Below are 23,819 nucleotides of genomic sequence, written 5' to 3' on the forward strand. Positions count from 1 at the left end.
GCTCAGGCGGGCACGCGCCCGCCGCTGTTTGAAGCTTTGAGCATTTCGGTATTGACCCCAGAAGCTCTTTCCAGTGCGACCTTGCCAGTCCGGGCGATTTCCTCGATGCCATAGGGAGCCATCAGCCGTTCCAAAGCAACCAGCTTTCCCGGATCACCCACAACCTCGAGGGTCAGAGCGTCGTCGGCTACATCGACGACCTTGGCTCTGAACACCTGAACCAATTCAAGAATTGCGCTGCGCCGTTCCGCGGGTGCGGAGACTTTCATCAGCATCAACTCCCGTTCAACGGCAGGACGCTGTGAAAGGTCGAGAACCTGCAGGACGTTGACAAGTTTGTCCAGCTGCTTGGTCATCTGTTGAACGGTTTGTTCGTCACCCTCGACCACCATGGTCAGTCTTGAGCGACCAGCAGCCTCAGCAGGACCAACCGCAAGGCTGTCGATGTTGAAGCCTCGGCGAGCGAACAGGCCGGCGATACGGCTGAGGGCGCCGGATTCGTCCTCCACCAGAACCGACAGTGTGTGCTTCATGCCTGGTGACCGATCCCTGGTGCGCTTGTTCCTTCCAAATTACGGTCCAGCCAGTGCAGCAACTCCAGATGAAAGCGCTCAGGAGTTTCGTCGTGGGGACAATGCCCGGCATTTTCGATCACTCTGAGCTCCACCCATGGGTGCTGGGATTGAACTAATTCGCCGATCATCAAGGGCACGAATCGGTCCTGACGCCCCCAGAGCAACAGCACCGGGGGGGCGTTGAGCATCGTTTTAAGACGTTGCAGGAGCACTGAGGCGGTGGCGTTTCTGGGGCGCAAAGCCATGCCCACGCTCATGGCCCGAAGGCTTCTCGCCGCTGTCATCCTGAGGGCGGGTTGGGCAATCAGGTTGAGCAGTTCTCTGTCGGATTGAATCGATCGCTGATAAGCACCCTGAAGCCCAGCTCGCAGCAATGGGGTTCGCGCAATTATTGGCACGATTAGCTCTAGGGGTAGAAGGCGACAGATCGCAGTCACCGTGATGGCTCGCAATCGCACAAGCCAGCCGGACTGCTGTTGTCGCAGGGGGCGCAGCAGGGTTGGGTCCGGTAGAGGCGCTGCAACTGCAGCTTTCACCAGCTCGGGTCGCAGCGCAGCGGTTGTCAGAACAGTGAGGCCGCCTAGTGAGTTGCCCACAAGTACCGCCGGTTGTTGCACAACCTCTTCGAGAAATGTGGCCAATTGTCTGGACCAGAGTCTGTTGTCAAGTGAGAAGTGCCGATTCAGGCCGGGCTGGTCGGAGCGCCCGAATCCGATCAGATCGAGACTGAACACCCGGTAGCCAGCTGCTGCGAGAGCTCCGGCGTTATGCCTCCAATGGCTGCTGCTGGCGCCGAAGCCGTGAATGAGCACGATGGGTGGAGCGGAAGGTTCCCCAAGAACCCGCCAGTGACAACTGAGACCCATCCAGTGCCAAGTACTGGCTTCTCCCCAGTTGGCACCGGTGGAGGCAGGCTGGGGAGCGGTTGCGTGCACGCATCTGGAAGCGCCAGCGTCTCACTATCGCGAAGGAGCTGTCTGCCTGCAGACGGGATCTGGTTTTTTCCGAAAGGATTCTCGGCCCTCCAGGGATCTTTCGGTTCTGTTGGCGACCCACCAGGCGTCAGAGGCACAACGGCCACTGCGCTGGCTTGACCTGATGGCCGGTTGCGGTATTCGTGGACTGCGCTGGGGACTCGAGGCCCTTCCCGAATCCAGACCCGATCTGGAACTTTGGTTCAACGATGCCGATCCGAATCGCAGCTCTTTGCTGGAGTCGAACCTTCAGCCTTTGCAAGCTGTTAGTGGTCTTGCTTTGACGACCACCTGCTGGGCGGCGGAGCGTCTGTTGAGACAGGCCTATCTCGATCAGACCTTCTTCGATTTGATCGATCTTGATGCCTTCGGGTGTCCCAATGCTCTGGTTCAGTCGGCCTTAGCGGTGCTTCGCTTCGACGGACTACTGGTCCTCGCCAGCACCGATGGGCGTTCGCCAACTGGCCATGACCGGCTTGCCGCGGTCCGTCATTTCGGGGCAGCGGCGCGAGCGCATCCTGCGAGTTGGGAGATTGCCCTGCGACTACAGCTTGCAGTGCTTGCGCGAGAAGCCTGGCAATTTGGTCGGGGTCTTGAACCCGTTGCCTGTTTCAGCGAAGGACGCACATTTCGGCTCGTGGTGCGGCTGCACCAGCGAATGTCCGCTGATGAGGAATGGCAGCTGGGTCTGCTGGCACGTTGCGAGCGCTGTGGTGATCAAGCGGTGCAAGCCCTTTTAAAACTTTCGGGCTGGAGGTCATGTCTCTGCACTGATGGACAGGGGCGATGGGCGGTCACAGGGCCGCTCTGGATCGGTCCTCTACAAAAGTCTGCATTTCTGAATCAATTGCTCAACCTTGCCGACTTACAGCCAGTCACCCTGTCATCGGCTGGCCGGCGTCTGCTGCAACGTCTGCAGAGGGATTGCGGATTGCCCGTCTGCTGCTGGTCAACCGCCGAGCTCTCTAGTCGTCTTTCTCTTTCGGGACCACCTCCGCTGAATGAGCTGGTTCATTCGCTTCTGAGAGCTGGGCACCAGGCTTGCCCAAGTGCAGTCATGAATGGCCAGCTGCGCACCGATGCGCCATTGGCTGAGTTATTTCAACAATGCATTCAACTTATGGCTGGAGATCGTTAAATAGAAGCTGATTCAGAGCTCAGTTCAATGGCTTCGGAGATTTTCGGGATTGCAGCTGTGTTTTGGGTGCTGATTCCCGTTGGCCTGGCAGGTGGTGCCCTGTTGCTGAAGCTTCAAAAGGACTGATCCCCGCGATGCGATGGAGCGCCAACTAAGCTCCCAACTGGACTTTGAAAGCCCCATGAAGGTTCTTGTGGTCGGTGGAACAGGAACCCTTGGCAGGCAAATCGCCCGCAGGGCTCTTGATCAAGGTCATGACGTTCGCTGCATGGTGCGAACTCCCAGAAAAGCGTCCTTCCTTCAGGAGTGGGGATGTGAACTCACTCGAGGTGATCTGCTGAATCCTGCCAGCCTTGACTACGCCCTCGATGGTGTCGATGCTGTGATCGATGCGGCCACCAGTCGCCCTGATGATCCCAGGAGCGTGTATGAGACGGACTGGGATGGCAAGCTCAATCTGCTCAGAGCCTGTGAGCGTGCTGGAGTTAACCGTTTTGTGTTCCTTTCCCTTCTGAATGCAGAACAGCATCGTGATGTCCCGTTGATGGACATCAAGTACTGCACTGAAAAACTCCTGAAGGAATCAGAGCTCGACTACACCATCCTTCAAGGCGTGGCTTTCATGCAGGGCGTGATCAGTCAGTTCGCCATCCCTGTTTTGGAGAGCCAAACTGTTTGGGTGAGCGGCAGCCCCACATCGATCGCTTATATGAATACGCAGGACATGGCCCGTTTCGCTGTGGCCGCGCTCGATCATGCGGAAACAGTACGCAAAACATTTCCTGTTGTGGGGCCTAAGGCCTGGAACAGCGGTGAGGTAGTTCAGCTCTGCGAGCGTGCCTCTGAGAGATCGGCCAGGGTCTTCCGAGTGCCCTCTTTCATCATGCGATTCACCGAAGGGATGTGTTCCTTCTTTGAACCTGCTGTGAATGTGGCCGAGCGTTTGGCATTCGCCGAGGTCGTTGGCGGTGGCGGTTCAATGGATGCGCCAATGGAGGAGACCTGTCAGAGCTTTGGTATTGATCCTGGTGAAATCACTCATCTCGAGGCCTACATCCAGGAGTATTACGACACCATCCTCAAGCGCCTGCGGGCAATGGAAGCCGATCTCGACAAGGACGCCAAGAAAAAATTGCCGTTCTGACCGAGTCCCGATTTCGTCTAGCTAGTTGATGCGTACTAGTTTTTCGATAGATTCAGTTCACCTTCCCTTTTAAAAAGATGTCCGCCGCACAAGTCAAAAATCTGCAGCGACGTCTCGAAAACCTTGCCCGTGAAGCCGAAACAGAGCTTGACCGGGCCTGTGGTCATGACCTCTGGCGCAGTGTTGGATTTGATGCCTTCGACAGCCTCGCCGATAGCGACCGCAGAGCGAGCGCCAATTACTACTACGGTCAATGGTCGACTGTGCGCGAATTGCAGGAGGCCCTCGGCTGATGAGCGAAGGATGTTGTGGACCGGCTCTGGATCAAACTCAAGCCGTTGAAGAGCGCTATGGCGCAGCTGCATTGGAGCAGGAAGCCTGCCTCTGCACGCCAGTCGCCTTTGATGCATCTTTGCTGAAAGTCATCCCGAATGAGGTGGTGGATCGCGATTACGGTTGCGGCGACCCGACGCGCTGGGTCCGCTCTGATGACATCGTGCTGGATCTGGGCAGTGGCAGCGGCAAAAATGCCTTTATTTGCGCCCAGGTTGTCGGAGCCGGTGGTGCTGTGATCGGGGTGGATCGCAACGCCGACATGTTGGAGCTTGCTCGTGTTGCGGCGCCTGTGGTGGCCGAGAGAGTCGGTTTCAGCAACGTTCGTTTTGTTGAGGGTGCGATCGAAGCCCTGGATGCGCCTACTGCTTCGGGTGAGTTGCTGATTCCCTCAGCCAGTGTGGATGTAGTGCTGAGCAATTGTGTTCTCAACCTGGTCAATCCTTCTGCACGTGCGGCCCTACTCGCCAATATCCGCAGAGTGTTGCGTCCTCTAGGCCGCGTCGCCATCAGCGACATTGTGTGTAACCGCACGGTTCCACAGCATCTCCAACAAGACCCAGAGCTCTGGAGTGGTTGTATTAGCGGTGCATGGGAAGAGGAAGCCTTCCTGAACGATTTCCGCGCACTCGGCTTTGAGGATGTGAGTTACGCCGACCGCTCGGATCAGCCATGGCGTGTTGTGGAAGGAATCGAATTCCGGGCTGTCACGCTCACCGGAACTTTGGCTGCCGGTTGAGCAGTGCCATTAAGCGTTGATGCTCGTCCGGGGTGAGCTCACGCCATTGGCCTGAAGACAGTCCACTGAGGCTGAGTGGCGGACCTCCATCCATTAGATCAATGCTGTGGCGGATCAGTCTCAGCGTGGGAAGTCCTACCGCTGCGGTCATGCGACGCACTTGGCGGTTGCGACCTTCCCTGAGACTCAGCTGGAGCCATGCGGTGGGAATACTGAGCCTTGTGCGAATTGGCGGGTTGCGTTCCTTGATTGCCTTCTGTTGCTCAGCAGTAAGCCTTTGGGCTCTTGCAGGCCTTGTGAGCTGTTGTTTGACCATCACCCCATCACAAAGGGCATCCAGCTGAGATTGATCAGGAGTGCCCTCAACCTGCACCCAATAGGTGCGCCAATGCCCGAAACGTGGGTCTGTCAGTCGTTGTTGCAGACGACCATTGGAAGTCAGTAGGAGCAGGCCCTCACTGTCGGCGTCCAGACGACCCGCTGCATACACATCAGGCACGTTTACCCAGTCGGAGAGGCACCCCCATCGACTGCCGGGTTCGAGTGTGAACTGGCTCAGCACTCCGAATGGCTTGTGAAGCAGAAGTGTCAGGAGTGTTCGCCGAAGCAGATCAACAGAGCTTCACCCCAGCTTGAGGCGCTGTTGATGTGGTCATCATGCAGATCCTTCAATTTTTCGGCCTGCATTTTCATCATGGTGGCCTGGGTAAACACGTGTCCTTTTTCTTTGGCCAGGTTCACCACATGCATGGGAGTCGAGGCCTGACGTACCTGTTCGCGGACCTGGGAATCAGTCTGTGTGAGGGTTGCGAAAAAGGCGAGAGCAGACTCGGACACGGCGATTTGGCGTTTCCAGAAGGTTAGGTGGATTTCTGGCGGGCACGCCACAGGTTCACAGCACCGATGGAAATCATCAGCAGCCCCAGATCCAGTGAGAGGGGTGGAAGAATCATCGGCTCGTTTCGGGATCAGCTGACCCTAGAGAGAGCTCATCTGTCTTGGGGCTGCTTAGGCAGCAGGCGGCCTCCTAAAATGCAGGAACGTTTGCGGGTCAATACCGGCGCATGATTGAAACCTCGGGTGTGATCGAGAAGGAACAGGGCAACGGGTTTTACCTGGTGACCCTGGAGCAGCCCGCAGGTCATCAGTGTCTCTGCCGCGCAGCGGGCAAGCTCACCAAGTTCAGAATCAAACTGCTTGCCGGAGACAAAGTACTGGTAGAGATCAGCCCCTATGACTTAACGCGTGGCCGGATCACCTACAGGGAGCGTAACGCTGGTGCACCTGGAGGTCGTCCCGGTGGTAATCGTCCGGGTGGACCTCGTCGCCGTTGAGGCTCAGGCTTCGGTGAGAACCGAGCGGATCGAGTCCATGAACTCACTGCGTTGCTTCACCCCACGCCACTGCTGCTTCAGTTGCTTGTCGTGAAATAGCTGAACCGTTGGAGTGCCATTCACTCCAGCCTGTTGAGCGATTTCTTGATCGGCTTCGATATCGATTTCAATTCCCTGGGCATCTCCCTTGAGTTCATCCAGCACTCGCTTGAGCTGGGGTTTGAGCACGTGGCAGGGGCCACAGCTTGGGGATGTATAGACCACCAACAGTGGCCTACTGCTGTCGTGATAGAGCTTTCTCAAGGCATAACTGCCCTTCTGCCAGAGGGCGTTTGAGTCGTAGGTCTCTTCTGTTGTCTCAACTGTGGTCTGGGGCGTTTCCGCTTGAGCTGGCTCGGCATGTTCCCTACTCACAAGCGTTGCCAAATTGTGATGACTGAGCCAGCGTTCCGCGGCGAGGGCGGCCTGACAGCCGCTGCCAGCGGCTGTAACTCCCTGACGCCACTCTCCATCTGCGACGTCGCCTGCTGCGAAAACTCCTTCCATGGAGGTTTCCGGTCGACCTGGCTGGGTGACTAAGTAACCGATTGGATCGCAGTCGAGCTGGTCGCGAACCAACTCTGTGTTTGGCGTATGCCCGATGGCATAAAACATGCCCCGAACGGCTAGTTGCTCATCGACATTGCTGTCACGCCGATGCAGGTTGAGGCTGCTCAGCCAGTCGTCACCTTGAACGTCGCTCACTTGGGTGTTCCAGTGCACAGTGATCTGGGGATTGGCCTGAACGCGATCACTCATTGCCGCACTGGCGCGCAGACGGTCTGACCGCACCAAAAGATGCACATGGCTGCCGTATTTGGTGAGATAAACCGCTTCCTCGCAGGCTGAATCTCCACCGCCGACCACGGCTAGTTCTTCATTGCGGAACTGAGGTGTTGCTCCATCGCAGATGGCGCAGGCGCTGATGCCCTTGCTCCAGAAGCGCTCTTCATTGGGTAGTCCAAGACGGTTGGCACTGGCCCCTGTGGCGATGATCACAGACTGAGATTCAACAATTTGCCCTTCGACTTCAATGCGATAGGGACGCTGGCTCAGGTCAATGCGGTCGGCATCAGCTTCAAGCAGCCTTGTTCCCCAACGCGTGGCCTGGGCTTTCATCAGGTCCATCAGGTCTGGACCGAGAACGCCGTCAGGGAACCCTGGGAAATTTTCAACATGGGTGGTGGTCATTAGCTGTCCACCAGGGATGCCACCTCTCTGAAACCCTGTAATCAACAGGGGATTGAGATTGGCGCGAGCGGCATAAATCGCAGCGGTGTATCCGGCTGGGCCGGATCCCACGATCACCAGATTCTCAACCGCCATGCTTATCCGTACTGACTATGACTTGACTTTAATCTCTGTAACGTCTCGACAGCGGGAGCGCTAGATCTCCTCGACTCAAAGCTTTTGGTGAAAATTGTTTTGCTTAGATGTACAAATTGGACGAAAATGCCTTAAGGATTCGATGCAAATTTAAGGCTTTCTTTAGATTTCAAGCGCTCCGTCTGTTGCTCCGTCGAATTCAAGGTGATGGTGCTTGCCTTGTGATCGCTGAACGCTCAAGACAGAGTCCTCAAGCAGTTCAGGATGTTCCCCTAAGCACGTGATCCACTCTCTGAATTCCTGCGTAATTGCATAGCTGTCTTCATAGCGCTCAGCGCTGTCTAGAACTGCAATCCGGGTTCTTGCCCAGCAGGTGGCAACGTTGACTCGACGTTCAATTGCTGCATCCATGTCTGTCTCCCAGATGGCGACCAGGCTGATGGTTGATGGGACCAAATCAGGCTGAATTTCGCAGAATGTCGCATTTTTTCTTGGGAAAAAATGTTTTCAACGCTGCAAAAATCTTGGTAGCTGCGGGGTGCGCATGCGGATGAGAGCTCCTGCTCCGTCCTCAATCGCTTCCATCGGCAGTGACGGACCTCGCCAGTCACCTCCCAAATTGTTGTCGCTCTTCTCTGGGCTTTGCGGTGCTGCAATGCGGTACGGCTCGGAGAGAGACCAGCTGCGGGCGTACTGCATCAGCAGTGGATCCGCTGGAGCAAACACGTAGGAGGGCTCACGCGGAACCGCTTCCAGCGAGGCCCTTTCGCTGCACATGCGCACGGCTCTAGTGATCCCCTGTACGAAACGACTGCGTGTCACCACCGTGGTCAGATAAGCGACCACCCTCAGCCGTGACGCATCGAACCCTTCCGCGCACATGTCAATGCTCACAAGCCAGTCGGCATCACCGCTCTGAAATCCATTGAGGCGTTCAGGCGCCCCTGGGTCTTGAGAGTGCACCAGGTCGACCCGGTCGCCTTCCTCCTCCAGCAGCAAGGTAATGCTGCGGGCGTGCTCAATGTCGCGGGCGATCACTAGCCCGCCTGCACGTGGGTGGCGTTGGCGAACGCTTTCGAGCTTGGTGCGGGCTCTCAGCAGCAAATGCTGGGCAATGCTGCTGCTGTCGGAAAGACGGATGGCGCGGCGTAGGTTCCGCGCTCTCCAACTTTCCCTCTGTTCCGCGGATAGTGGGGAAACCTCCCGGTCTGGTAGCCCTTCCTGGCCGTGTTCCACCCAGCCGTCTTGGAAGCGAAATTCCAGAGGACGAACATCACCGGCTTCGATCAGTTCTCGTGGTTCGACCGATAGATCTGGATGGATCTGCTCCACCAGTTGACCTGCTTCCTCCACCCGCACTCGACGAGCAGCGCAGAAGGCGAGGTTGTCGGCACGAAATGGGGTTCCGGTTAAACCGAGACGCAGGCGGGCATGTCTGCTGAGCTCCAAAAATGTTCGTCCCCAAACAGGGCCGTCGGGTTCGTCGGGGTCAACTCCCAAGTGATGCGCCTCGTCGGCGATAGCCAACAGCAGTTCCTGGTCCCAGCTTCTGAGTTCGGCTTTCAGGGCTTCCTGCTGGCGCCCTGCTCCCTGGTAGCTGAGTAGCCATCCGTCCGCGTCGTCTGAGGCGCTGTTGGGCCCGTTCCAGAGATCAAGCTGCAGGCCTAGTTGGGCTGCGGCAGCCTGCCACTGGCTGAGGATTGAGGTGCGGTGGCAGAAGATCAGAGCGCGTTGAAGCCTGCCCTCCGACTGCATCACCCGAAAGGAGAGCAAGGCCCCAAGCGTTTTGCCAGCGCCTGGTCCGGCATGAATCAGGACATCACGAGGCGCTGTCGTCTCTGGGTCCAGCCGTCTACGCAGCAGCTGAATGAGCTGCTGTTGCCATTGCCTGGGACGAATCGTCCGGCATGGAAGCTCGGTACCAAGAGCGAATGACGGTGTGTTGATGGCGACGAGGAAAGATAGGTCTTTCTAACCATTCCAATCGGTTGCGCCACCCTTAACTTCCGACCATCAGCCCCTGGGGTTCGGCCCCCTGCCGCCATGGCCAGAAGCCTTCTCCGATACTCATCCAATCCTGAGTCCCGACGTTGTTTGGAGCGTTGCTGGCCCCTTGAGTGCGACCTTGACCCGCTCATTCTTCGAGCGCGTCTGCTTCACGGCCAGGGCTATCGCCCTCAGGCGCTCGCGGTGGAGGAGGAGCTTCAGCCGATGTTCTGAAGCTCCTTTCTCATGGCTTGACCAAGAGTTCAGAGCGATTCGGTGTGGTTGCAGAGCAATCGCTCCACTTCCATCACTCCCTCCGAAGCGGCCTTCTGAGCGCGCTCAACCTGACCGCCTGCCGGTTCCATGATTCTTGATGTCAGGCGATCCATCAGTTCAGCTCTGTTTTCTTTTAGAAGCGTCAGGATCTCCTTCTCGATCAAATGCCTGACGGCTTCCGCACGCAGGTGATCGTCTGAGGCCTCATCAAACGTCCCCTGGACGAGCTCTTGGATGAACAGGCGATGCACCTCACTGCTGCGCAGAAAGCTTTCGGTGGCATTGATGATTCCATCCACCAGGGTGCGATCCGGCTCGGAATCCATTTCCCTGAGCTTGAATTCCCAGTCGAGATGACGTCGTTGCCAGCCTGCCGCATGCAGGCTTGGCATTACGTTCTGCGAGAACGTGTCCACCGACATTTCGTAGATCCGCTCGGCCAAGCGCTCGCACCATTCACGGCCGTGTTCAGCCAGAAGGTGTTCCATGGTGCTGCGGTCCACGGCATGACCTCCGTGGTGGCTGTGGCAGACGCCATCAGGGCATTCGATTGCAGTGAGTCCCATGCTGTTGCAGACAGGAACCTCTCCCTAGCTACAGGCTTCAAGGTCAAACCGCATCTTCAGAAAAGATGCAGGCCCGCTCACCCCGTGACCTCGTAATCTTGACTGGGTCGGCAGCATCACGATCTTGCCCATACTGTTGATTCCGGCGGAGAGCGCAGCGGGCGAAACCCGCGTTGCGGCTTCTCCGGAAACTGTCAAGAAATTCACTGCACTCGGCTGCAGGGTCATCCTCGAAAAGGGTGCTGGACAATCGTCCGGCTTTCTGGATCAGGCCTATGCCGAAGCTGGGGCTGAACTGGTCACCTGTGGTGACAACACGGCCTGGTCACAGGCTGATGTGTTGCTCTGCGTCCAGTCACCCTCTGCGAATGCTCTGTCTCAGCTCCGTCGCGGAGCTCTGGTTGTAGGTCTTCTCTCTCCCTATGCAAACGCTGAGCTGGCTGGGGTTCTGCAACAAGCAGGTCTTTCTGCCATGGCTCTTGAACTGCTTCCTCGTATCAGTCGTGCTCAGTCCGCTGATGCTCTGTCATCGCAAGCCAATATTGCCGGGTATAAATCTGTGCTGTTGGCTTCGGCCGCATTAGACCGTTATTTCCCCATGCTGATGACGGCAGCAGGCACTGTTCAGCCAGCTCGCGTCGTGATTCTGGGTGCTGGGGTGGCTGGCTTGCAGGCGGTCGCAACGGCACGCCGGCTTGGTGCTGTCGTTTACGTCAGCGACATTCGCCCTGCGGTGAAAGAACAGGTGGAGTCACTTGGGGCCCGCTTCATCGACCCTCCCGAGATTGATGACAAGCCTGCGGAGTCGGGTGGCTATGCCAAGCAGGCCTCTGACGCTTTTCTCGCAGCGCAGCGCCAGCAGCTCTCCGATCAGCTGGCTGAGGCGGATGTGGCCATCTGCACAGCCCAGGTTCCAGGACGTCGTGCCCCTCGGCTGATCAGTGAGGACATGCTGGATCGCATGCGCCCAGGAGCCGTGGTTGTGGATCTTGCTGTTGCCCAGGGAGGCAACTGTGCCGAGACCCTTCCTTCTCAGACCGTGGACCGTAACGGTGTGAAGCTAATCGGTGCCAACGACCTGCCCTGCACGGTTCCCAATCACGCCAGTGCGATGTTCGCTCGCAATCTGCTGGCCTTGCTTCAACCGACCCTCAAAGATGGTCAGCTCACCCTCGACAGCGAGGACGAGCTGATCGCCGGATGCCTGATCAGTCAGGACGGCACTATCCGTCGTGGAGACGTTCTCACCCCAGGAGCCAATTGATGGATTCCCTTTTTCTGATGGGTGCGGCCACTGCCTCCCAAACCCCACCACTGGTGAATGCCCTGTGGGTCTTGCTGCTCGGAAGCCTGCTCGGCTTCGAATTGATCGGCAAGGTCCCCCCAACGCTGCACACGCCATTAATGAGTGGTGCCAATGCCATCTCCGGCATCACGATGCTGGCCGCACTCACCGCGATCATCAAAGCCAATGGAAGCACTCCTCTCCTTGTTCTCGGCTCGGTCTCCCTTGGCTTCGCTCTCTTCAATGTGATTGGCGGTTTCCTCGTCACTGATCGCATGCTCGCCATGTTCAGCCGCAAGCCCGCCCGCAAGGAGAACAGCTGATGGAGTTCCTGAACTACGCCATTGACCTTGTCGCCGTTCTGCTGCTGTCCCTCGGTATCAAGGGTCTTTCCAAGGTGCGTTCCGCACGCAGTGCCAATCAGCTCGCCGCTGTTGCCATGGCACTCGCTGTCATTGGTCTTTTGATCAGTTATGTGGGCACTCCAAGCTTCGACAGTCAGGCCTGGGCGTGGATCATCGCCGGCACTCTTGTCGGAGGAGTACTGGGTGCGATTACGGCCCAGCGGGTTCCCATGACCTCCATGCCCGAAACCGTGGCGCTGTTCAACGGCTGTGGCGGCATGTCATCGCTGTTGGTTGCTCTGGCTGCGGCACTGTTCCCTGGAACGCTCGATGACGGCACGCTCGTGGCGGTTGTATCGATTGTGATCTCCGTTTTCGTTGGCTCCATCACCTTCACTGGCTCGATCGTCGCGATGGCCAAGCTCCAGGGCTGGCTCTCAACGCCTCCCTGGATGCAGAGCAAAATCCGTCATCTGGTGAACATTGCTCTGGCTGTTGTTTGTCTTGTGGCTGCGATCAAACTGATCGCTTCCAATGGCAGCAGTCAGGCCGCACTGTGGTTGTTGGTGATCGCTTCTGGACTGCTCGGCATTGGCGTCACCCTGCCCATCGGCGGCGCAGACATGCCTGTGGTGATCTCCCTGCTCAATAGTTATTCAGGGGTGGCAGCTGCAGCAGCAGGTTTTGTGGTGGGCAGCCAGCTTCTGATTGTGGCTGGTGCCATGGTTGGTGCTGCTGGCCTAATCCTGACCCAGGTGATGTGCAACGGCATGAACCGTTCACTGGTTTCGGTGTTATTCGGTGGAGCGCTCGGAGCCGGCTCCTCCTCCAAGGGTGGTGGTGGTGAGTACACCAACATCACCAGCTGCAGTGTTGAGGAGTGTGCGCTCACCCTTGAAGCGGCTGAGCGCGTGGTGATTGTGCCTGGTTATGGCCTAGCTGTTGCGCAGGCTCAGCACACGCTCAGGGAGGTCACCCGTTCCCTGGAAGCAGCCGGTATTCAGGTTGATTACGCCATTCATCCCGTGGCTGGACGCATGCCAGGTCACATGAATGTGCTGCTCGCTGAAGCCGATGTGCCCTATGAACAGCTCAAGGAAATGGACGTCATCAATCCTGATTTCCCCGCCACTGATGTGGTGCTGGTGCTGGGTGCTAACGATGTCGTCAACCCCCAGGCCAAGAGCGATCCAGAATCCCCCCTCTACGGCATGCCGGTGCTTGATGTTCAGCAAGCACGCACAGTCTTTGTCGTGAAACGTGGCATGAGCGCTGGTTATTCAGGGATCAAGAACGATCTCTTTGAGCTTGCTAACACGTCCATGGTGTTCGGTGATGCCAAGAAAGTTCTTGGTGATCTGCTTGGTGAGCTGAAGGAGCTTGGTGTTGGTAAGAAGTAATCAGATCGGTCTGAACGATCTTTGATGGGTTCTGATTCTCGAATTCAGCACAACCCCCAGTTGCTTGAGCAGCTGGGGGTTGTCACCTATCAACAGCGCTGGCCCTGGGTCGGTGGTGACCTGCAAACTCTGCACGACACGATTCGGCCAGTTCCTCTTCCTGAGGATCAAGGAGAGCCGATTCGGATTGCTGTTCCCCCACTGGCAAGTGGTGCAGCAGCTGCCGGAGAATTGTTGGCCTTTCTGGATCGCCCCCTGCCCACGCCTGCGGGGGATTCCGTACGCCCGCGAGCCCTTGTGCTGGCCCTTCATGGTCTTGGTGGTTCCAGTCGTCGAGAGGGCCTCCGGCGCCTGGTTCTCACGTTGCAGAGGAATGGGTTTGCGGTGCTGAGGCTCAATCTGCGGGGGGCTGACCCTGGCAGAGATCTGGCCGGTGGAACCTATGCCGCCGCTTGCAACAGCGATCTGCTGCCAGTGATCGTGCGTGCTCGTGAGCTTTGTCGACAGCTGGCACCATCCAGTTCTGCTTTGCCCTTGTTCGGTGCTGGGGTCTCTCTCGGCGGCACGATGCTTTTGAACGCTTGTCTGTCCAGTTCTGAGGACAGGGCCGCGGCCGGACTTCCCCCCGACCAGCTAGTACTCGATGGATTGTTCTGCGCCAGCAGCCCCCTAGATCTGGCCGCCTGCAGCGCCTCGATTGAACGACCGCGTAACCGGGTCTATCAGCGTTGGTTGCTGCAACGCCTGGTGAGACAAACACTGGCAGACCCCTTCGGCGTGAGCCTGCAGGAGAATCAATCGCTGACCCAAAATCCACCGCGATCGATCCGCGCCTTTGATGCGGCTGTCACGGCTCCTCGCTGGGGGTTCGATTCCGTGGATGCCTATTACTCAAGGGCATCTCCCTTGCCCTATCTGCTCGATGATCGGCGTTCGTTGCCACCCACCCTGTTGCTTCAGGCACTTGATGATCCCTGGGTGCCGGCGTCTGGAGCCAAGCGTTTGCTCTCCGCACTGATGTTGCAGCCCGCTGATCAGCGTGACCCTGTGTCGGTCCTGCTCACGCAGAGAGGCGGCCACAACGGCTTTCATGCTCCCGGCGACAGCGTGGAGAGCGGATGCTGGTCCGATCGTGTGGCTTCGTCCTGGTTGATTCAACTCAGCGCTGATGACCCAAGCTGAAAGGGCTGCGGCGGATCACCCAGTCTTCGCAGGGCCGCCCACCGATCACATGCTCTTCAAGGATGCGTCGAATCCGTTCCGGCGTGACTCCTCCGTACCAGATGCCATCCGGCCAGATCAGCAACACCGGGCCCTGATCACAAACCCGCAGGCAGTCAGCTTTGCTGCGCAGGACCACCCCGCCTGGCCGGTCCGGTCGCTCTAGTGCCAGCTCCCGCACTCCAAGTTTCAGAGCCTCCCAGCTGGCTGCGCCAAGTGCAGGATCACAGCATTTCGCTTTGGTGGCTGTTGCACAAAGAAGCAGGTGGTGACTGATCACGCCGCCATGGCAGTGAGCGGAAGTCGTCGTGTGCCCCGGTCAACCTGTTCGCGCACGGCGGTACGGGCCCACTGATCGACGGCCAGCACGTCATCCAGTTGCGGCTGGTCAACCCGGTCGGATTTGTGGCGCTCGCAGGCTGTTTCGATCAGGTCGGGAATGTCGAGGAAATGAATCCGCTCTTCGAGGAACTGGGCCACCGCCTCTTCATTGGCGGCATTGAGCACAGCCGGCATGGTTCCACCGGCCCTGCCGGCGGCGTACGCCAGTTCCATGCAGGGGTATTTGGCGGGATCGGGTTTGTTGAAGGTGAGTTGCCCGACCTCGGTCAGATTCAGCCGACGCCAGGGTGTCTCAAGGCGCGAGGGCCAACTCATGCAGTAAAGGATCGGCAGCTTCATGTCTGGCCACCCCAGTTGCGCCAAGACCGAGGAGTCAGCCAGCTCGATCATCGAGTGAATGATGCTCTGCGGGTGAATGACGATTTCGATGTTGTCGTAGTCGAGGCCGAACAGATAGTGGGCTTCGATCACCTCCAGCCCTTTATTCATCAGCGACGCTGAGTCCACGGTGATCTTTCGGCCCATGCTCCAGTTGGGATGGGAGGTGGCGTCGGCCACGGTGGCTTTCTCCAGATCGGCGGGTGCCCAATCACGGAAAGCACCACCTGAAGCCGTGAGCTGGATCCGGCGCAGGCCCGGAGTGGGAACACCTGTTGAGAGGCGAGCATTATCAGCCCAGGGTGTGCCCTGCAGGCACTGGAAGATGGCGGAGTGCTCAGAATCGGCTGGTAGTAGACGGCTGCCGCTTTTCTTGAGCTCTGGCAGCACAACAGGACCCGCTGCGATCAGGGTTTCCTTATTGGCCAACGCAAGATCCTTTCCGGCCTGGATAGCCGCCAGGGTTGGAAGTAGTCCTGCACAGCCAACAATGCCCGTCACCACCAGGTCTGCTGTGTCCCATGAGGCGGCAACGTTCAGCCCGCCGGGGCCTCCCACCAGTTCCGGTTTGCGTTGAGGCTGTTGATCGGCGGGGAGAGAAGCAAGGCGTTCCTTCAGTTCCTTCAGAAGAGATTCATCAGCGAGGGCTACCACCTCGGGGCTGTGTCGCTGAATCTGCTCCACGAGCAGGGGCAGGTTGCGGCCGGCTGTCAGGGCCACCACCCGGAACTGTTCCGGGAAGTCCTGAACGATTTCGAGGGTCTGAGTGCCAATTGAGCCGGTGGAGCCCAGCACGCTGATGGCTTTCACGCGGATCCTGGCGGTTGCAGCCATCCTCCCACTTCAATTTCAGGCCCTGGCAAACTTCGGCCAAGGCACTGTGTTCACGGTTATGGCGGCAGCGCAGAAGGAGCACTGGGGTTCGGGGCTGGGATTTGTTCTGGCGGCAGCGGGCAGTGCGGTGGGCCTTGGCAATCTCTGGGGATTCGCCTACAGGGCCTCACAGGGAGGTGGTGGCACGTTCGTGCTGCTCTACCTACTGATCGTTTTGGTCGTCTGCCTGCCGGTTCTGGTCGCAGAGATGGTGCTCGGACGCAGTACCGGGGAGAGTCCACTTGTGGCTCCACTGAAAGCTGCTGGACAGCGTTGGAGGCCGCTGGGTTGGCTCTTCATCTTGGCTTCTTGCGGAATTCTGGCTTTTTACGCGATTCTTATGGGTTGGACCGCTGCGACTCTTGTTCACTCACTGGTTGATGGTCTTCCCAAGAGTGAAACTGAAGCCACAGCTTTTTATGACGGGCTTAGTGGTGGTCGTTCGGCTTTATTGGGACAAGGATTTAGTTTGCTTTTAACAGCGGTTGTTGTTGCTGCTGGAATTCGAGGTGGTATCGAAAGATTGTCCCGCTGGGGATTGCCTCTCCTGTTTGTGATGTTGATAGGTCTTGTGATTTGGGCAGCATATTTGCCTGGATCTTCGAGCGGTTACAACACTTTTTTGTTGAATTGGGATGCTAAGTATTTCCTTGACTTTGGAACAATTAGAAATGCATTTGAGCAGGCTTTCTTTTCGATTGGCACAGGAATAGGTTGCATTGTTTGCTATTCGGCGTATTTAGATCGAAAAGCTCATTTGCCTAGAGAAGGTGTCTCCATCGTGGCGCTGGACACAATTGTGGGTCTGCTGGCAGGGATGGTTACTTTCCCCATTGTGATGAGCTTTGACCTGACAGATTTAGTGAGCTCAAGGCCACTTGGTGCGATCTTTATAGCTTTGCCAACTGGATTGTCGTCTCTGGGTATTACAGGTCTAATTGTCGCGGTGACCTTTTTTGGCTTGGCTTACATCGCAGGAATTACCTCAGCGGTGTCATTGCTTGAGGTGCCGGTCGCTTCCTTAATCCAGCTGGCGGGTTGGAGCAGAACAAAAGCGGTGTGTGTTGTAGCAGCGCTGATTTTTGTCCTTGGATTACCAGCAGCGACTTCGACTCCGTTGCTGTGGTGGATGACGTCAGTTTTTGGTGGAATACTTTTAATCTTTGGCGGATTGCTCATTAGTTTCCTGATGGGGTGGGTCATTCCTTCTCGTTTCTCGCAAGAACTGAGCCAATCAGGAACGCCCAGTTCTTTGAATCGCGTTTTTCTGTTCTGTTTGCGTTGGATATCACCACCAGTGATTGCTGCCGGACTGTTGATCAGCGTGGTGGATTTGATCCGCAAATGGACGGGTCAGGGCTGAGTTCAATCCAGTGTTCAGAACAGTCGATTGATGTGGGCGGAAGCCATGCGCACCTCTCGCAGGAAGCAGATCGAAGCCATCATCACGAGCAGCATCGCCGTGATGAATAAAGGAACCACCACAAGTGTGAGATTGATACGGCTGATCACGCTGAAGAACATCACAGCCACTACAGCTGAGATCAGCAGGGTTGCTGCTGTCAGGAGTTCCACAGCGCGAATGGTGAGCTGCATACGTCTGCGGTAGGCCCACTGCTCTCGTTCATCGATCGTCTCGCCGGCATCAAGGGCGGTTTTGGTCTTGCGTGCGTTGTCGACAATCCTCGCGAGGCGGCCGGAGATCACATTCATCAATGCACCGATGCCGGCTAGCAGAAAGACCGGAGCAACTGAAAGCTGAATGGCTTTGGACAAGCTCTCGGGTTCCATGAGCATCACACCGGTCCTAGGCGAACCCTAAGGCTCGTGCGAAGGAAATCCGGTAGACAGGTGCATTGATGTACTCCAACACGATGCTCTGGCTCAAACGCTGGAATTTCATCGAGAGGGCCAGGCTTGAACGGGAGCTCTGGGATGCCTTCGAGGCCAAGCAGGATCCTGAAGCCAAGCTGGAGCAACTCCAGAGCTGGATCGATGCCGCCGATCCCTCGGACCCCACCCTTGGCGAACAGCGTTTCAGGCTGGAGGTTTGGACCACCACCCTGGCTCGTATCCGCAAAATTGAGGCAATGATGAGCTCAAAAGAACGTTGATCAACAGCGCCGCCATTCGGTGATGCCACCGGGCTTGTCAATCAATTCAATTCCCTGACTGGATAACTGTTCTCGGATGCGGTCGGCCTCAGCAAAATCCCTGGCTTGCTTGGCGGCCTTGCGGGCAGAAATCGCAGTTTCGATGGCGGAGCTGTCCTCTGACGCTGCTTGGCTCTTTTCCATGGATTTCAGAGGCTCATGCTGCAGTCCCATCACTGCTGCAAGCTCACGGAGCAACAGCCAGCGTTGATGTAGGGCATTTAGTCCATCCCGATCTTCCAGCTGTTCTCCACGCTCCAGTCGGTTGGCCAGCGATTTCAGTGGTTTGGCCAGTTCAAACAGCACCGCGAGGCCTCCAGAGCTGTTCAGGTCTTGATTCATGGCCTCGGTAAAGCGGTCGCGCGCGGCAGATAAGGCTTCATTCACTGCCAAGTTCTGTGCACGCATGGCTCCGGATGGCAAAGCGTTTGCTCCAGGCCAGCCCAGCTGGTTGAAACATTCACTGCCAAGGCCGAGAGCAGCGTTAAGGCCTTTCCATCCGGTGCTTGCCGCATCGAGAGCTTCTGCTGTGAAATCGAGAGGCTTGCGGTAGTGCGCCTGGAGCACAAAGAGCCTCAGAGTCATCGCAGACACTCCGCTGTCGAGTAGCGCACGGATTGTTGTGAAGTTGCCGAGTGACTTCGACATTTTTGTGCCGCCCACATTCACCATGCCGTTGTGCATCCAAACGCGGGCTAGTTGAGCTTCGTTGGCTGTTTCGGACTGTGCAATTTCATTTTCATGGTGCGGAAAGACAAGGTCTCCACCGCCGAGATGGATATCAATTGTTGTACCGAATTCTTCGCGAACCATGGCTGAACATTCGATGTGCCAGCCGGGTCGTCCCCTTCCCCAGGGTGAATCCCAGCCTGGCTCTCCATCTTTTGTTTTTTTCCAGAGCGCGAAATCGAATGGATGTCGCTTGCGTTCTTCTTCTCCTTCCTTGGTGCGGCCACTGGCTCCCTGTTGCTGCTCATTCGGATCTCGCCCACTCAGTTGGCCATAATTCTTTGCTTTGGAAATATCAAAATACACATCACCGTCTGAGCTGTAGGCAGCTCCCTTTGTTTCAAGTTCGCCAATCAGATTTTGAATGCCTGGGATGCAACACGTTGCCCGTGGCATTTTATCTGCGGGCAGAATGTGTAAACGTGCCATGTCGATTTCAAAGGCTTTAATATTTTTTTCACTGACGTTCTCCATCGTTGACCCTTCGGAGTTAGCCTTATTCAATATTTTGTCGTCGATATCTGTGTAGTTCTGTACAAAGGTAACCTCGTAATTGCGCCAAATGAGATAACGCCGTAAGACGTCCCAGTTGATGTAACTGCGTGCATGCCCAAGATGGCAGAGGTCGTAAACCGTGACGCCACAGCAGTAGATCGTTGCTTTGCCGGCCTCCAGTGGTTCGAAGTCTTCGGTGCGATTGCTCAGGCTGTTTGTGAGGCGCAGTGGCAAAGGTCTGATCAGGCTCTGCAAGGAGGTTACGGCCTTCTCACTCCTGGCCCATCGTTAAATCGGCTGATTTCTGCTCTGCCGTTACCGGCCTGTTGTCTTCACTGGCTCAGATCAGTGTCAATGGTTGTCCACGATCTGCCGGTTGTCCGCTGCTGTCGGTGGTTGGTTTTTACGTTGGCTTGAAGCCGTTCCACGATTGTCGATGCACGATTTCCAGCAGTCTTTCTAGAACTGAGCGTCTTGGCTCATTCTCTGCAAGGTCGCTGATTTGCACCAGGTATTCATGCTGGCTTCCATTCCCTCGTTGTCTTGAACAGATTACTTTTACGTCGTCGTAGCCAATGGGGAAGTCATTGTTCAGTGGAACTTTGAGGATCCATTCGGCAACAAACAGAAGGAAATCGCAGATGACCGGATTGATGTATTCCTCTTCTTCGCCCAGATCCCCACACGCAAGCATCTGTTCTTTGCTTTGAGGTGTGTAGGTCACGAATGAGAAGAAGGAGGGGGCGCCGGTTGGCTGAAGGTGCAGCCCATGAAACGCTCTTCGGGTCATAACGTTCTACTGGCTTGTGAGTTGAGCTTGTTGTTTTCTCGATAAAAAGCCTCGCAATGGTTTGTACTTTGCTCGCTCTTGAGGCTTGTTGAGTCGTGATTTTTTATTGTTTTTCTAGAGCGATGTCGATCGTATAAAAAGATTTTACTTAGACCTTGTGTCAATTCATTGACTGTCTCTAGAATGTCTATGTTGGATCCTGGGCTCAGGTGGATGATGCATCCAGACTGGATGGGCGTTGTTGCTCTATTAACAATCATCGTCTCAGTGACTGTGATTGGCTATCGCGAGGGCCATTCGATCCTGAAGCGTCGCGTTTGATTGTGTTCTGCCTCTTGCAGGTTGATTGCTTCACTGTCATTTCGCGTCCATCCAGTTGGCGCCGAGGCCGGTCTCAGCCACCAAGGGCACGCTCAAGCTCACAGCCTTCTCCATGGTGTTGACCACTAAGTTTTGAATCAGCTTCAGAGCATCCGGATCCACTTCAAGCACCAGTTCGTCGTGCACCTGCAGAAGCAGACGTGCTGGTAATGCTTGCTGTTCGATCGCAGCCTGCAGTTGGATCATGGCCAGTTTGATGATGTCAGCGCTAGATCCTTGAATCGGCGCATTGGCCGCAGCTCGCAACTGCTGAGCCTCCATTCCGCCTCGACGAGCGACATCCAGGTCGATGTCCATGGGCTCCTTGCCCAGCAAACGCCCTAGGCCGTTGCGATCAAAGTGGAAAGGACGACGTCGCCCCATGATCGTTTCCACATAACCGCGACTGAGGGCTAGTCGTTCCTGCAATTCCAAAAAGGCGAAGACTTTGGGATAGCGCTCCCGGTAACGCAGTAGGAAATCCTTGGCCTCCGCCTGGTTCACCCCGGTTTCTCGCGCAAAGCGCTGGGCACCCATTCCGTAGATCACACCGAAATTGATCGTCTTGCCCAGGCGTCGTTCGTCGCTGTTCACCTCATCTTTGTCGAGCAGCAGTCGTGCTGTCAGGGCATGCACGTCGTCTCCCTCCCGGTAGGCCTGTTGCAGTACGTCTTCGCCTGAGAGGTGGGCGAGGATCCGCAACTCAATCTGGGAATAATCCGCGCTAAGTAGTGTCCAGTTCTCTTGCGGAAGGAAGGCCTTGCGAATGCGGCGGCTGTATTCCGTGCGGACTGGAATGTTTTGAAGGTTGGGATTACTGCTGCTCAGCCGACCGGTGGCCGTCACCGCTTGATTGAAATCGGTGTGCACCCTGCCTGTTTCCGCTTCCACGAGTTGCGGAAGGGCGTCCACATAGGTGCTCTTGAGCTTGCTCAGCACGCGATGTTCGAGGACCAGCGGCACCACGGGGTGATCAGCCTCTAGTTTCTCTAGAACGGTGGCGTCTGTGCTGTAGCCGGTCTTAGTCCTGCGGGATTTCTTGCGGTCAAGGCCGAGGGTGTTGAACAGCAACTCGCCAAGTTGCTTGGGCGAGGCGAGGTTGAAGTCGGTTCCTGCTGCCTGTTTGGCCTCTTTCTCTAGGCGCTGCAAGATGTCACCCATCTCTGTTGAAAGCGCACTGAGATAGGGCAGGTCAATGCGGATTCCGGTGGCTTCCATCAAAGCCAGCACCGGTTCCAGCGGCAGTTCCACGTTGTCCAACAGACTGGGGAGTCGTTCTCCTGTGGCCTGCAGCTGTTGGCGTAGATCGATGGCCAGTCGGCGCGTGAGATGAACGTCCATGCCGCAATACAACGCCGCCTGGTCGAGCTCTACATCGGCGAAGCAGCTTGCCTTGCCGTCCTTGGGCTTGCCGACAAGATCACTGAACAGGGTGGGAGTGATTCCATACATTCGTGTTGCCATGGCATCGAGGCCGTGCTTCGCCGCGGCATCCTTCAGGTAATCGGCCAGCATGGTGTCGATGGCCACGCCCGCCAACGGCAAGCCATGGCGCAGCAGGATCAGGCGGTCATATTTCGCGTTTTGCAAGGCTTTGGGGTGCTCAGGGCTGGCCAGCCAGGGAGCCATCTGTTCCAGCACTGTCTCGAGTGGAAGTTGCACCAGTGAGTGCTCGGCTTCCAGTGTGGGTTCTGCCGTTGCACGATGACCAACAGGGATGTAAGCGAGATCTGCATCGCCTGGACCCCAACACACGCCAATACCAACCAGCTGTGCTTTGAAGGGGTTGAGATCGCTGGTTTCCGTGTCAAGGGCAACAGGCGCAGTGGGGTCGGTGCAGGACTGCAACTTTTTCATTAGCTCTTGCAAGCCTTTGTCGCTGTTGATCAGCTGTGGATGCAGATCTGGTTGGGGTGGCGCGCCGTCCTGGTTCAAAGCGTCTGAGCTGTCTAGCTCCGTCGCGGCAGCACCTGTTGACCTGGTGGATTGATTGGAGTCGTTGGATACCTTGGTCTCGAGCAGTTGGGCGTTCGCCGTCAGACCGCCTGGTGAGAAAGTGGCGATGAAACCTGGAACCTGTCGTACCAGGCTGTTCAGCTCTAGATCCTTGAGCTGCGCCTCTAGGCCGTCGCCATCCACGGGCCCAAGTTCAAGAACGGGTTCTTCAGGTAGTGGGATGTCGACCAGGATTTCGGCCAGTTGTCTTGAGAGATAGGCGTTGTCACGGTCGGCGCTGAGCTTGCCCTTTAGAGCCCCTTTGACAGCACCTCTGCTGGCCTTGGGGCCTTCCGCCTCAACTTCGGCCAGAACCTTGTACACGCCATCAAGGTCGAAATTCTCTTTGAGCAGATTGATCGCTGTTTTCGGGCCGACTCCTTTCACTCCTGGAATGTTGTCAGAGCTGTCTCCAGTGAGTGCCTTGAGGTCCACCACTTTGTCGGGCATCACTCCGAGCTTGAACTGGACACCTGCCTCATCAATCAGGGTGGGTCCGCTGCTCTTTGCATAGGGTCCGCCACCCATGTACATCACGGCAATGTCCCGCTGGTCGTCCACCAGCTGAAACAGATCGCGGTCGCCGCTGAGAATTCTCACTCGCCATCCCGAGGATGCGGCTCGGTTGGCGAGGGTGCCGAGCACGTCATCCGCCTCGAAGCCAGGCGCCATACAAAGAGGGAGCTGCAGCTGGTTGCGCAGGATCAACTGAAGTTGATCAAGGTCTTGAAAGAACACATCCGGTGCTACATCCCGGTGCGCCTTGTAGTTGGGATCAGCTTTGTGGCGGAAGGTGGGCTCGGCTGTGTCAAATGCGATCGTCACACCTTGAGGCTTTAGCCCCTTGCAGTTCTCGAGCAGGGCCTTGAGAAATCCATAGGTCACGCTGGTTGGACGGCCGTCTTTGGTGGCCAACCCCCCTTCTCCGCCTTTGCTGAAGGCATAAAAACTGCGGAAGGCCAGTGAATGGCCATCCACCAGCAGTAGCAGGGGTTTCTCCTTGGTTTCTGGCATGGATGAAGAC

At 56.8% G+C, this 23,819-nt stretch carries 28 protein-coding genes; 14 read left to right on the forward strand and 14 right to left on the reverse strand.

Going from position 1 to position 23,819, the window contains the following annotated elements:
• Window positions 1-2: 2 nt before the first annotated feature.
• Together ilvN and SynBIOSU31_RS04435 are read right to left on the reverse strand one after the other, a co-directional pair.
• Window positions 3-533: an acetolactate synthase small subunit gene (gene ilvN / locus SynBIOSU31_RS04430; protein ID WP_186492277.1), complete on the reverse strand. Its 531-nt coding sequence runs from the start codon at window positions 531-533 to the stop codon at window positions 3-5.
• Window positions 530-1,510: an alpha/beta fold hydrolase gene (locus SynBIOSU31_RS04435; protein WP_255477360.1), complete on the reverse strand. Its 981-nt coding sequence runs from the start codon at window positions 1,508-1,510 to the stop codon at window positions 530-532. The genes ilvN and SynBIOSU31_RS04435 overlap by 4 nt, the downstream gene beginning before the upstream one ends.
• Here SynBIOSU31_RS04435 and SynBIOSU31_RS04440 point away from each other — a divergent pair.
• From SynBIOSU31_RS04440 to SynBIOSU31_RS04460, 5 genes are all read left to right on the forward strand, one after another.
• A complete protein-coding gene (locus tag SynBIOSU31_RS04440) occupies window positions 1,479-2,687 on the forward strand; it encodes a N2,N2-dimethylguanosine tRNA methyltransferase (RefSeq protein WP_186492278.1) in 1,209 nt (402 codons plus the stop codon). The two genes, SynBIOSU31_RS04435 and SynBIOSU31_RS04440, sit on opposite strands and share 32 nt — an antisense overlap.
• Window positions 2,688-2,714: 27 nt before the next feature.
• Window positions 2,715-2,813, forward strand: a complete 99-nt coding sequence (gene petM / locus SynBIOSU31_RS04445) for a cytochrome b6-f complex subunit PetM (RefSeq protein WP_011933540.1) — start codon at window positions 2,715-2,717, stop codon at window positions 2,811-2,813.
• 55 nt (window positions 2,814-2,868) lie between these two features.
• Window positions 2,869-3,831 carry an NAD(P)H-binding protein gene (locus SynBIOSU31_RS04450; protein ID WP_186492279.1) on the forward strand — a complete coding sequence of 321 codons (963 nt, stop codon included), beginning with the start codon at window positions 2,869-2,871 and terminating at the stop codon, window positions 3,829-3,831.
• A 77-nt stretch (window positions 3,832-3,908) separates the two neighbouring features.
• Window positions 3,909-4,124 (forward strand): hypothetical protein, encoded by a 216-nt coding sequence (locus SynBIOSU31_RS04455; RefSeq protein ID WP_186492280.1) that lies wholly within the window; start codon window positions 3,909-3,911, stop codon window positions 4,122-4,124.
• Window positions 4,124-4,903, forward strand: coding sequence for a methyltransferase domain-containing protein (locus SynBIOSU31_RS04460; protein ID WP_186492281.1), 780 nt, complete (start codon window positions 4,124-4,126; stop codon window positions 4,901-4,903). Before SynBIOSU31_RS04455 ends, SynBIOSU31_RS04460 begins: the two co-directional genes overlap by 1 nt.
• Here SynBIOSU31_RS04460 and SynBIOSU31_RS04465 read toward each other — a convergent pair.
• Window positions 4,878-5,513 (reverse strand): pseudouridine synthase, encoded by a 636-nt coding sequence (locus SynBIOSU31_RS04465; protein ID WP_186492838.1) that lies wholly within the window; start codon window positions 5,511-5,513, stop codon window positions 4,878-4,880. The genes SynBIOSU31_RS04460 and SynBIOSU31_RS04465 overlap by 26 nt on opposite strands.
• Window positions 5,492-5,740: a Nif11-like leader peptide family natural product precursor gene (locus SynBIOSU31_RS04470; protein WP_186492282.1), complete on the reverse strand. Its 249-nt coding sequence runs from the start codon at window positions 5,738-5,740 to the stop codon at window positions 5,492-5,494. Before SynBIOSU31_RS04470 ends, SynBIOSU31_RS04465 begins: the two co-directional genes overlap by 22 nt.
• Before the next feature lie 227 nt (window positions 5,741-5,967).
• On the opposite strand from SynBIOSU31_RS04470, the gene infA reads away from it, so the two are divergent.
• On the forward strand, window positions 5,968-6,237 hold the full coding sequence (gene infA / locus SynBIOSU31_RS04475) for a translation initiation factor IF-1 (protein WP_006041809.1): 270 nt from the start codon (window positions 5,968-5,970) through the stop codon (window positions 6,235-6,237).
• A gap of 3 nt (window positions 6,238-6,240) precedes the next feature.
• On the opposite strand, the gene trxB is transcribed toward infA, so the two are convergent.
• From trxB to SynBIOSU31_RS04490, 3 genes are all read right to left on the reverse strand, one after another.
• On the reverse strand, window positions 6,241-7,602 hold the full coding sequence (gene trxB / locus SynBIOSU31_RS04480) for a thioredoxin-disulfide reductase (RefSeq protein ID WP_186492283.1): 1,362 nt from the start codon (window positions 7,600-7,602) through the stop codon (window positions 6,241-6,243).
• A gap of 162 nt (window positions 7,603-7,764) precedes the next feature.
• Entirely contained in the window at window positions 7,765-8,013 is a 249-nt protein-coding gene (locus SynBIOSU31_RS04485) for a hypothetical protein (protein WP_186492839.1), read from the reverse strand.
• Window positions 8,014-8,109: 96 nt separating this feature from the next.
• Window positions 8,110-9,465 carry a DEAD/DEAH box helicase gene (locus SynBIOSU31_RS04490; RefSeq protein ID WP_370593707.1) on the reverse strand — a complete coding sequence of 452 codons (1,356 nt, stop codon included), beginning with the start codon at window positions 9,463-9,465 and terminating at the stop codon, window positions 8,110-8,112.
• On the opposite strand from SynBIOSU31_RS04490, the gene SynBIOSU31_RS14915 reads away from it, so the two are divergent.
• Entirely contained in the window at window positions 9,409-9,537 is a 129-nt protein-coding gene (locus SynBIOSU31_RS14915) for a hypothetical protein (protein WP_370593676.1), read from the forward strand. The two genes, SynBIOSU31_RS04490 and SynBIOSU31_RS14915, sit on opposite strands and share 57 nt — an antisense overlap.
• Before the next feature lie 108 nt (window positions 9,538-9,645).
• Complete coding sequence (locus SynBIOSU31_RS04495; RefSeq protein WP_186492284.1) at window positions 9,646-9,822, forward strand: hypothetical protein; 177 nt, start codon at window positions 9,646-9,648, stop codon at window positions 9,820-9,822.
• Window positions 9,823-9,851: 29 nt separating this feature from the next.
• Here the strand turns inward: SynBIOSU31_RS04495 and SynBIOSU31_RS04500 are convergent, their stop codons facing one another.
• Entirely contained in the window at window positions 9,852-10,430 is a 579-nt protein-coding gene (locus tag SynBIOSU31_RS04500) for an EF-1 guanine nucleotide exchange domain-containing protein (RefSeq protein ID WP_186492285.1), read from the reverse strand.
• A gap of 124 nt (window positions 10,431-10,554) precedes the next feature.
• On the opposite strand from SynBIOSU31_RS04500, the gene SynBIOSU31_RS04505 reads away from it, so the two are divergent.
• Genes SynBIOSU31_RS04505 through SynBIOSU31_RS04520 form a run of 4 tightly spaced genes read left to right on the forward strand, consistent with a single transcriptional unit; the run spans window position 10,555 to window position 14,641 of the window.
• Window positions 10,555-11,694 (forward strand): Re/Si-specific NAD(P)(+) transhydrogenase subunit alpha, encoded by a 1,140-nt coding sequence (locus SynBIOSU31_RS04505; protein ID WP_186492286.1) that lies wholly within the window; start codon window positions 10,555-10,557, stop codon window positions 11,692-11,694.
• Complete coding sequence (locus tag SynBIOSU31_RS04510) at window positions 11,694-12,038, forward strand: NAD(P) transhydrogenase subunit alpha (protein WP_370593677.1); 345 nt, start codon at window positions 11,694-11,696, stop codon at window positions 12,036-12,038. The genes SynBIOSU31_RS04505 and SynBIOSU31_RS04510 overlap by 1 nt, the downstream gene beginning before the upstream one ends.
• Window positions 12,038-13,459: an NAD(P)(+) transhydrogenase (Re/Si-specific) subunit beta gene (locus SynBIOSU31_RS04515; protein WP_186492287.1), complete on the forward strand. Its 1,422-nt coding sequence runs from the start codon at window positions 12,038-12,040 to the stop codon at window positions 13,457-13,459. The genes SynBIOSU31_RS04510 and SynBIOSU31_RS04515 overlap by 1 nt, the downstream gene beginning before the upstream one ends.
• 24 nt (window positions 13,460-13,483) lie before the next feature.
• Complete coding sequence (locus SynBIOSU31_RS04520; RefSeq protein ID WP_186492288.1) at window positions 13,484-14,641, forward strand: YheT family hydrolase; 1,158 nt, start codon at window positions 13,484-13,486, stop codon at window positions 14,639-14,641.
• On the opposite strand, the gene SynBIOSU31_RS04525 is transcribed toward SynBIOSU31_RS04520, so the two are convergent.
• Both SynBIOSU31_RS04525 and SynBIOSU31_RS04530 read right to left on the reverse strand, forming a co-directional pair.
• Window positions 14,619-14,960 (reverse strand): (2Fe-2S) ferredoxin domain-containing protein, encoded by a 342-nt coding sequence (locus tag SynBIOSU31_RS04525; protein ID WP_186492289.1) that lies wholly within the window; start codon window positions 14,958-14,960, stop codon window positions 14,619-14,621. The two genes, SynBIOSU31_RS04520 and SynBIOSU31_RS04525, sit on opposite strands and share 23 nt — an antisense overlap.
• A complete protein-coding gene (locus SynBIOSU31_RS04530) occupies window positions 14,957-16,210 on the reverse strand; it encodes a 1-deoxy-D-xylulose-5-phosphate reductoisomerase (protein WP_186492842.1) in 1,254 nt (417 codons plus the stop codon). The genes SynBIOSU31_RS04525 and SynBIOSU31_RS04530 overlap by 4 nt, the downstream gene beginning before the upstream one ends.
• An 82-nt stretch (window positions 16,211-16,292) precedes the next feature.
• Between SynBIOSU31_RS04530 and SynBIOSU31_RS04535 the strand changes: the two genes are divergently transcribed.
• Window positions 16,293-17,636, forward strand: coding sequence for a sodium-dependent transporter (locus SynBIOSU31_RS04535; protein WP_186492843.1), 1,344 nt, complete (start codon window positions 16,293-16,295; stop codon window positions 17,634-17,636).
• Between the two features lie 14 nt (window positions 17,637-17,650).
• On the opposite strand, the gene SynBIOSU31_RS04540 is transcribed toward SynBIOSU31_RS04535, so the two are convergent.
• Window positions 17,651-18,070, reverse strand: coding sequence for a DUF2721 domain-containing protein (locus tag SynBIOSU31_RS04540; protein WP_370593678.1), 420 nt, complete (start codon window positions 18,068-18,070; stop codon window positions 17,651-17,653).
• A gap of 77 nt (window positions 18,071-18,147) precedes the next feature.
• Here SynBIOSU31_RS04540 and SynBIOSU31_RS04545 point away from each other — a divergent pair, with 77 nt between their 5' ends.
• Window positions 18,148-18,387 (forward strand): hypothetical protein, encoded by a 240-nt coding sequence (locus tag SynBIOSU31_RS04545; protein ID WP_186492846.1) that lies wholly within the window; start codon window positions 18,148-18,150, stop codon window positions 18,385-18,387.
• On the opposite strand, the gene cysS is transcribed toward SynBIOSU31_RS04545, so the two are convergent.
• The 3 genes from cysS to polA form a co-directional block, all read right to left on the reverse strand.
• Complete coding sequence (gene cysS, locus SynBIOSU31_RS04550) at window positions 18,388-19,884, reverse strand: cysteine--tRNA ligase (protein WP_186492845.1); 1,497 nt, start codon at window positions 19,882-19,884, stop codon at window positions 18,388-18,390.
• Between the two features lie 169 nt (window positions 19,885-20,053).
• Window positions 20,054-20,374, reverse strand: coding sequence for a hypothetical protein (locus SynBIOSU31_RS04555; protein WP_370593679.1), 321 nt, complete (start codon window positions 20,372-20,374; stop codon window positions 20,054-20,056).
• A gap of 423 nt (window positions 20,375-20,797) precedes the next feature.
• Window positions 20,798-23,809, reverse strand: coding sequence for a DNA polymerase I (gene polA, locus SynBIOSU31_RS04560; RefSeq protein ID WP_186492291.1), 3,012 nt, complete (start codon window positions 23,807-23,809; stop codon window positions 20,798-20,800).
• Between the last annotated feature and the right edge of the window lie 10 nt (window positions 23,810-23,819).

Origin of the sequence: Synechococcus sp. BIOS-U3-1, from assembly GCF_014279975.1 — a bacterium.
In the GTDB taxonomy this organism is placed as follows: domain Bacteria; phylum Cyanobacteriota; class Cyanobacteriia; order PCC-6307; family Cyanobiaceae; genus Synechococcus_C.

What these genes read in the sequence shown, in the direction of transcription:
- ilvN (WP_186492277.1), bottom strand. Translation starts at nt 533, where the DNA reads ATGAAGCACACACTGTCGGTTCTGGTGGAGGACGAATCCGGCGCCCTC.
- petM (WP_011933540.1), top strand. Translation starts at nt 2,715, where the DNA reads ATGGCTTCGGAGATTTTCGGGATTGCAGCTGTGTTTTGGGTGCTGATT.
- SynBIOSU31_RS04450 (WP_186492279.1), top strand. Translation starts at nt 2,869, where the DNA reads ATGAAGGTTCTTGTGGTCGGTGGAACAGGAACCCTTGGCAGGCAAATC.
- SynBIOSU31_RS04455 (WP_186492280.1), top strand. Translation starts at nt 3,909, where the DNA reads ATGTCCGCCGCACAAGTCAAAAATCTGCAGCGACGTCTCGAAAACCTT.
- SynBIOSU31_RS04460 (WP_186492281.1), top strand. Translation starts at nt 4,124, where the DNA reads ATGAGCGAAGGATGTTGTGGACCGGCTCTGGATCAAACTCAAGCCGTT.
- infA (WP_006041809.1), top strand. Translation starts at nt 5,968, where the DNA reads ATGATTGAAACCTCGGGTGTGATCGAGAAGGAACAGGGCAACGGGTTT.
- trxB (WP_186492283.1), bottom strand. Translation starts at nt 7,602, where the DNA reads ATGGCGGTTGAGAATCTGGTGATCGTGGGATCCGGCCCAGCCGGATAC.
- SynBIOSU31_RS04485 (WP_186492839.1), bottom strand. Translation starts at nt 8,013, where the DNA reads ATGGATGCAGCAATTGAACGTCGAGTCAACGTTGCCACCTGCTGGGCA.
- SynBIOSU31_RS14915 (WP_370593676.1), top strand. Translation starts at nt 9,409, where the DNA reads ATGAATCAGGACATCACGAGGCGCTGTCGTCTCTGGGTCCAGCCGTCT.
- SynBIOSU31_RS04495 (WP_186492284.1), top strand. Translation starts at nt 9,646, where the DNA reads ATGGCCAGAAGCCTTCTCCGATACTCATCCAATCCTGAGTCCCGACGT.
- SynBIOSU31_RS04500 (WP_186492285.1), bottom strand. Translation starts at nt 10,430, where the DNA reads ATGGGACTCACTGCAATCGAATGCCCTGATGGCGTCTGCCACAGCCAC.
- SynBIOSU31_RS04510 (WP_370593677.1), top strand. Translation starts at nt 11,694, where the DNA reads ATGGATTCCCTTTTTCTGATGGGTGCGGCCACTGCCTCCCAAACCCCA.
- SynBIOSU31_RS04515 (WP_186492287.1), top strand. Translation starts at nt 12,038, where the DNA reads ATGGAGTTCCTGAACTACGCCATTGACCTTGTCGCCGTTCTGCTGCTG.
- SynBIOSU31_RS04520 (WP_186492288.1), top strand. Translation starts at nt 13,484, where the DNA reads ATGGGTTCTGATTCTCGAATTCAGCACAACCCCCAGTTGCTTGAGCAG.
- SynBIOSU31_RS04535 (WP_186492843.1), top strand. Translation starts at nt 16,293, where the DNA reads ATGGCGGCAGCGCAGAAGGAGCACTGGGGTTCGGGGCTGGGATTTGTT.
- SynBIOSU31_RS04540 (WP_370593678.1), bottom strand. Translation starts at nt 18,070, where the DNA reads ATGCTCATGGAACCCGAGAGCTTGTCCAAAGCCATTCAGCTTTCAGTT.
- SynBIOSU31_RS04545 (WP_186492846.1), top strand. Translation starts at nt 18,148, where the DNA reads ATGCTCTGGCTCAAACGCTGGAATTTCATCGAGAGGGCCAGGCTTGAA.
- polA (WP_186492291.1), bottom strand. Translation starts at nt 23,809, where the DNA reads ATGCCAGAAACCAAGGAGAAACCCCTGCTACTGCTGGTGGATGGCCAT.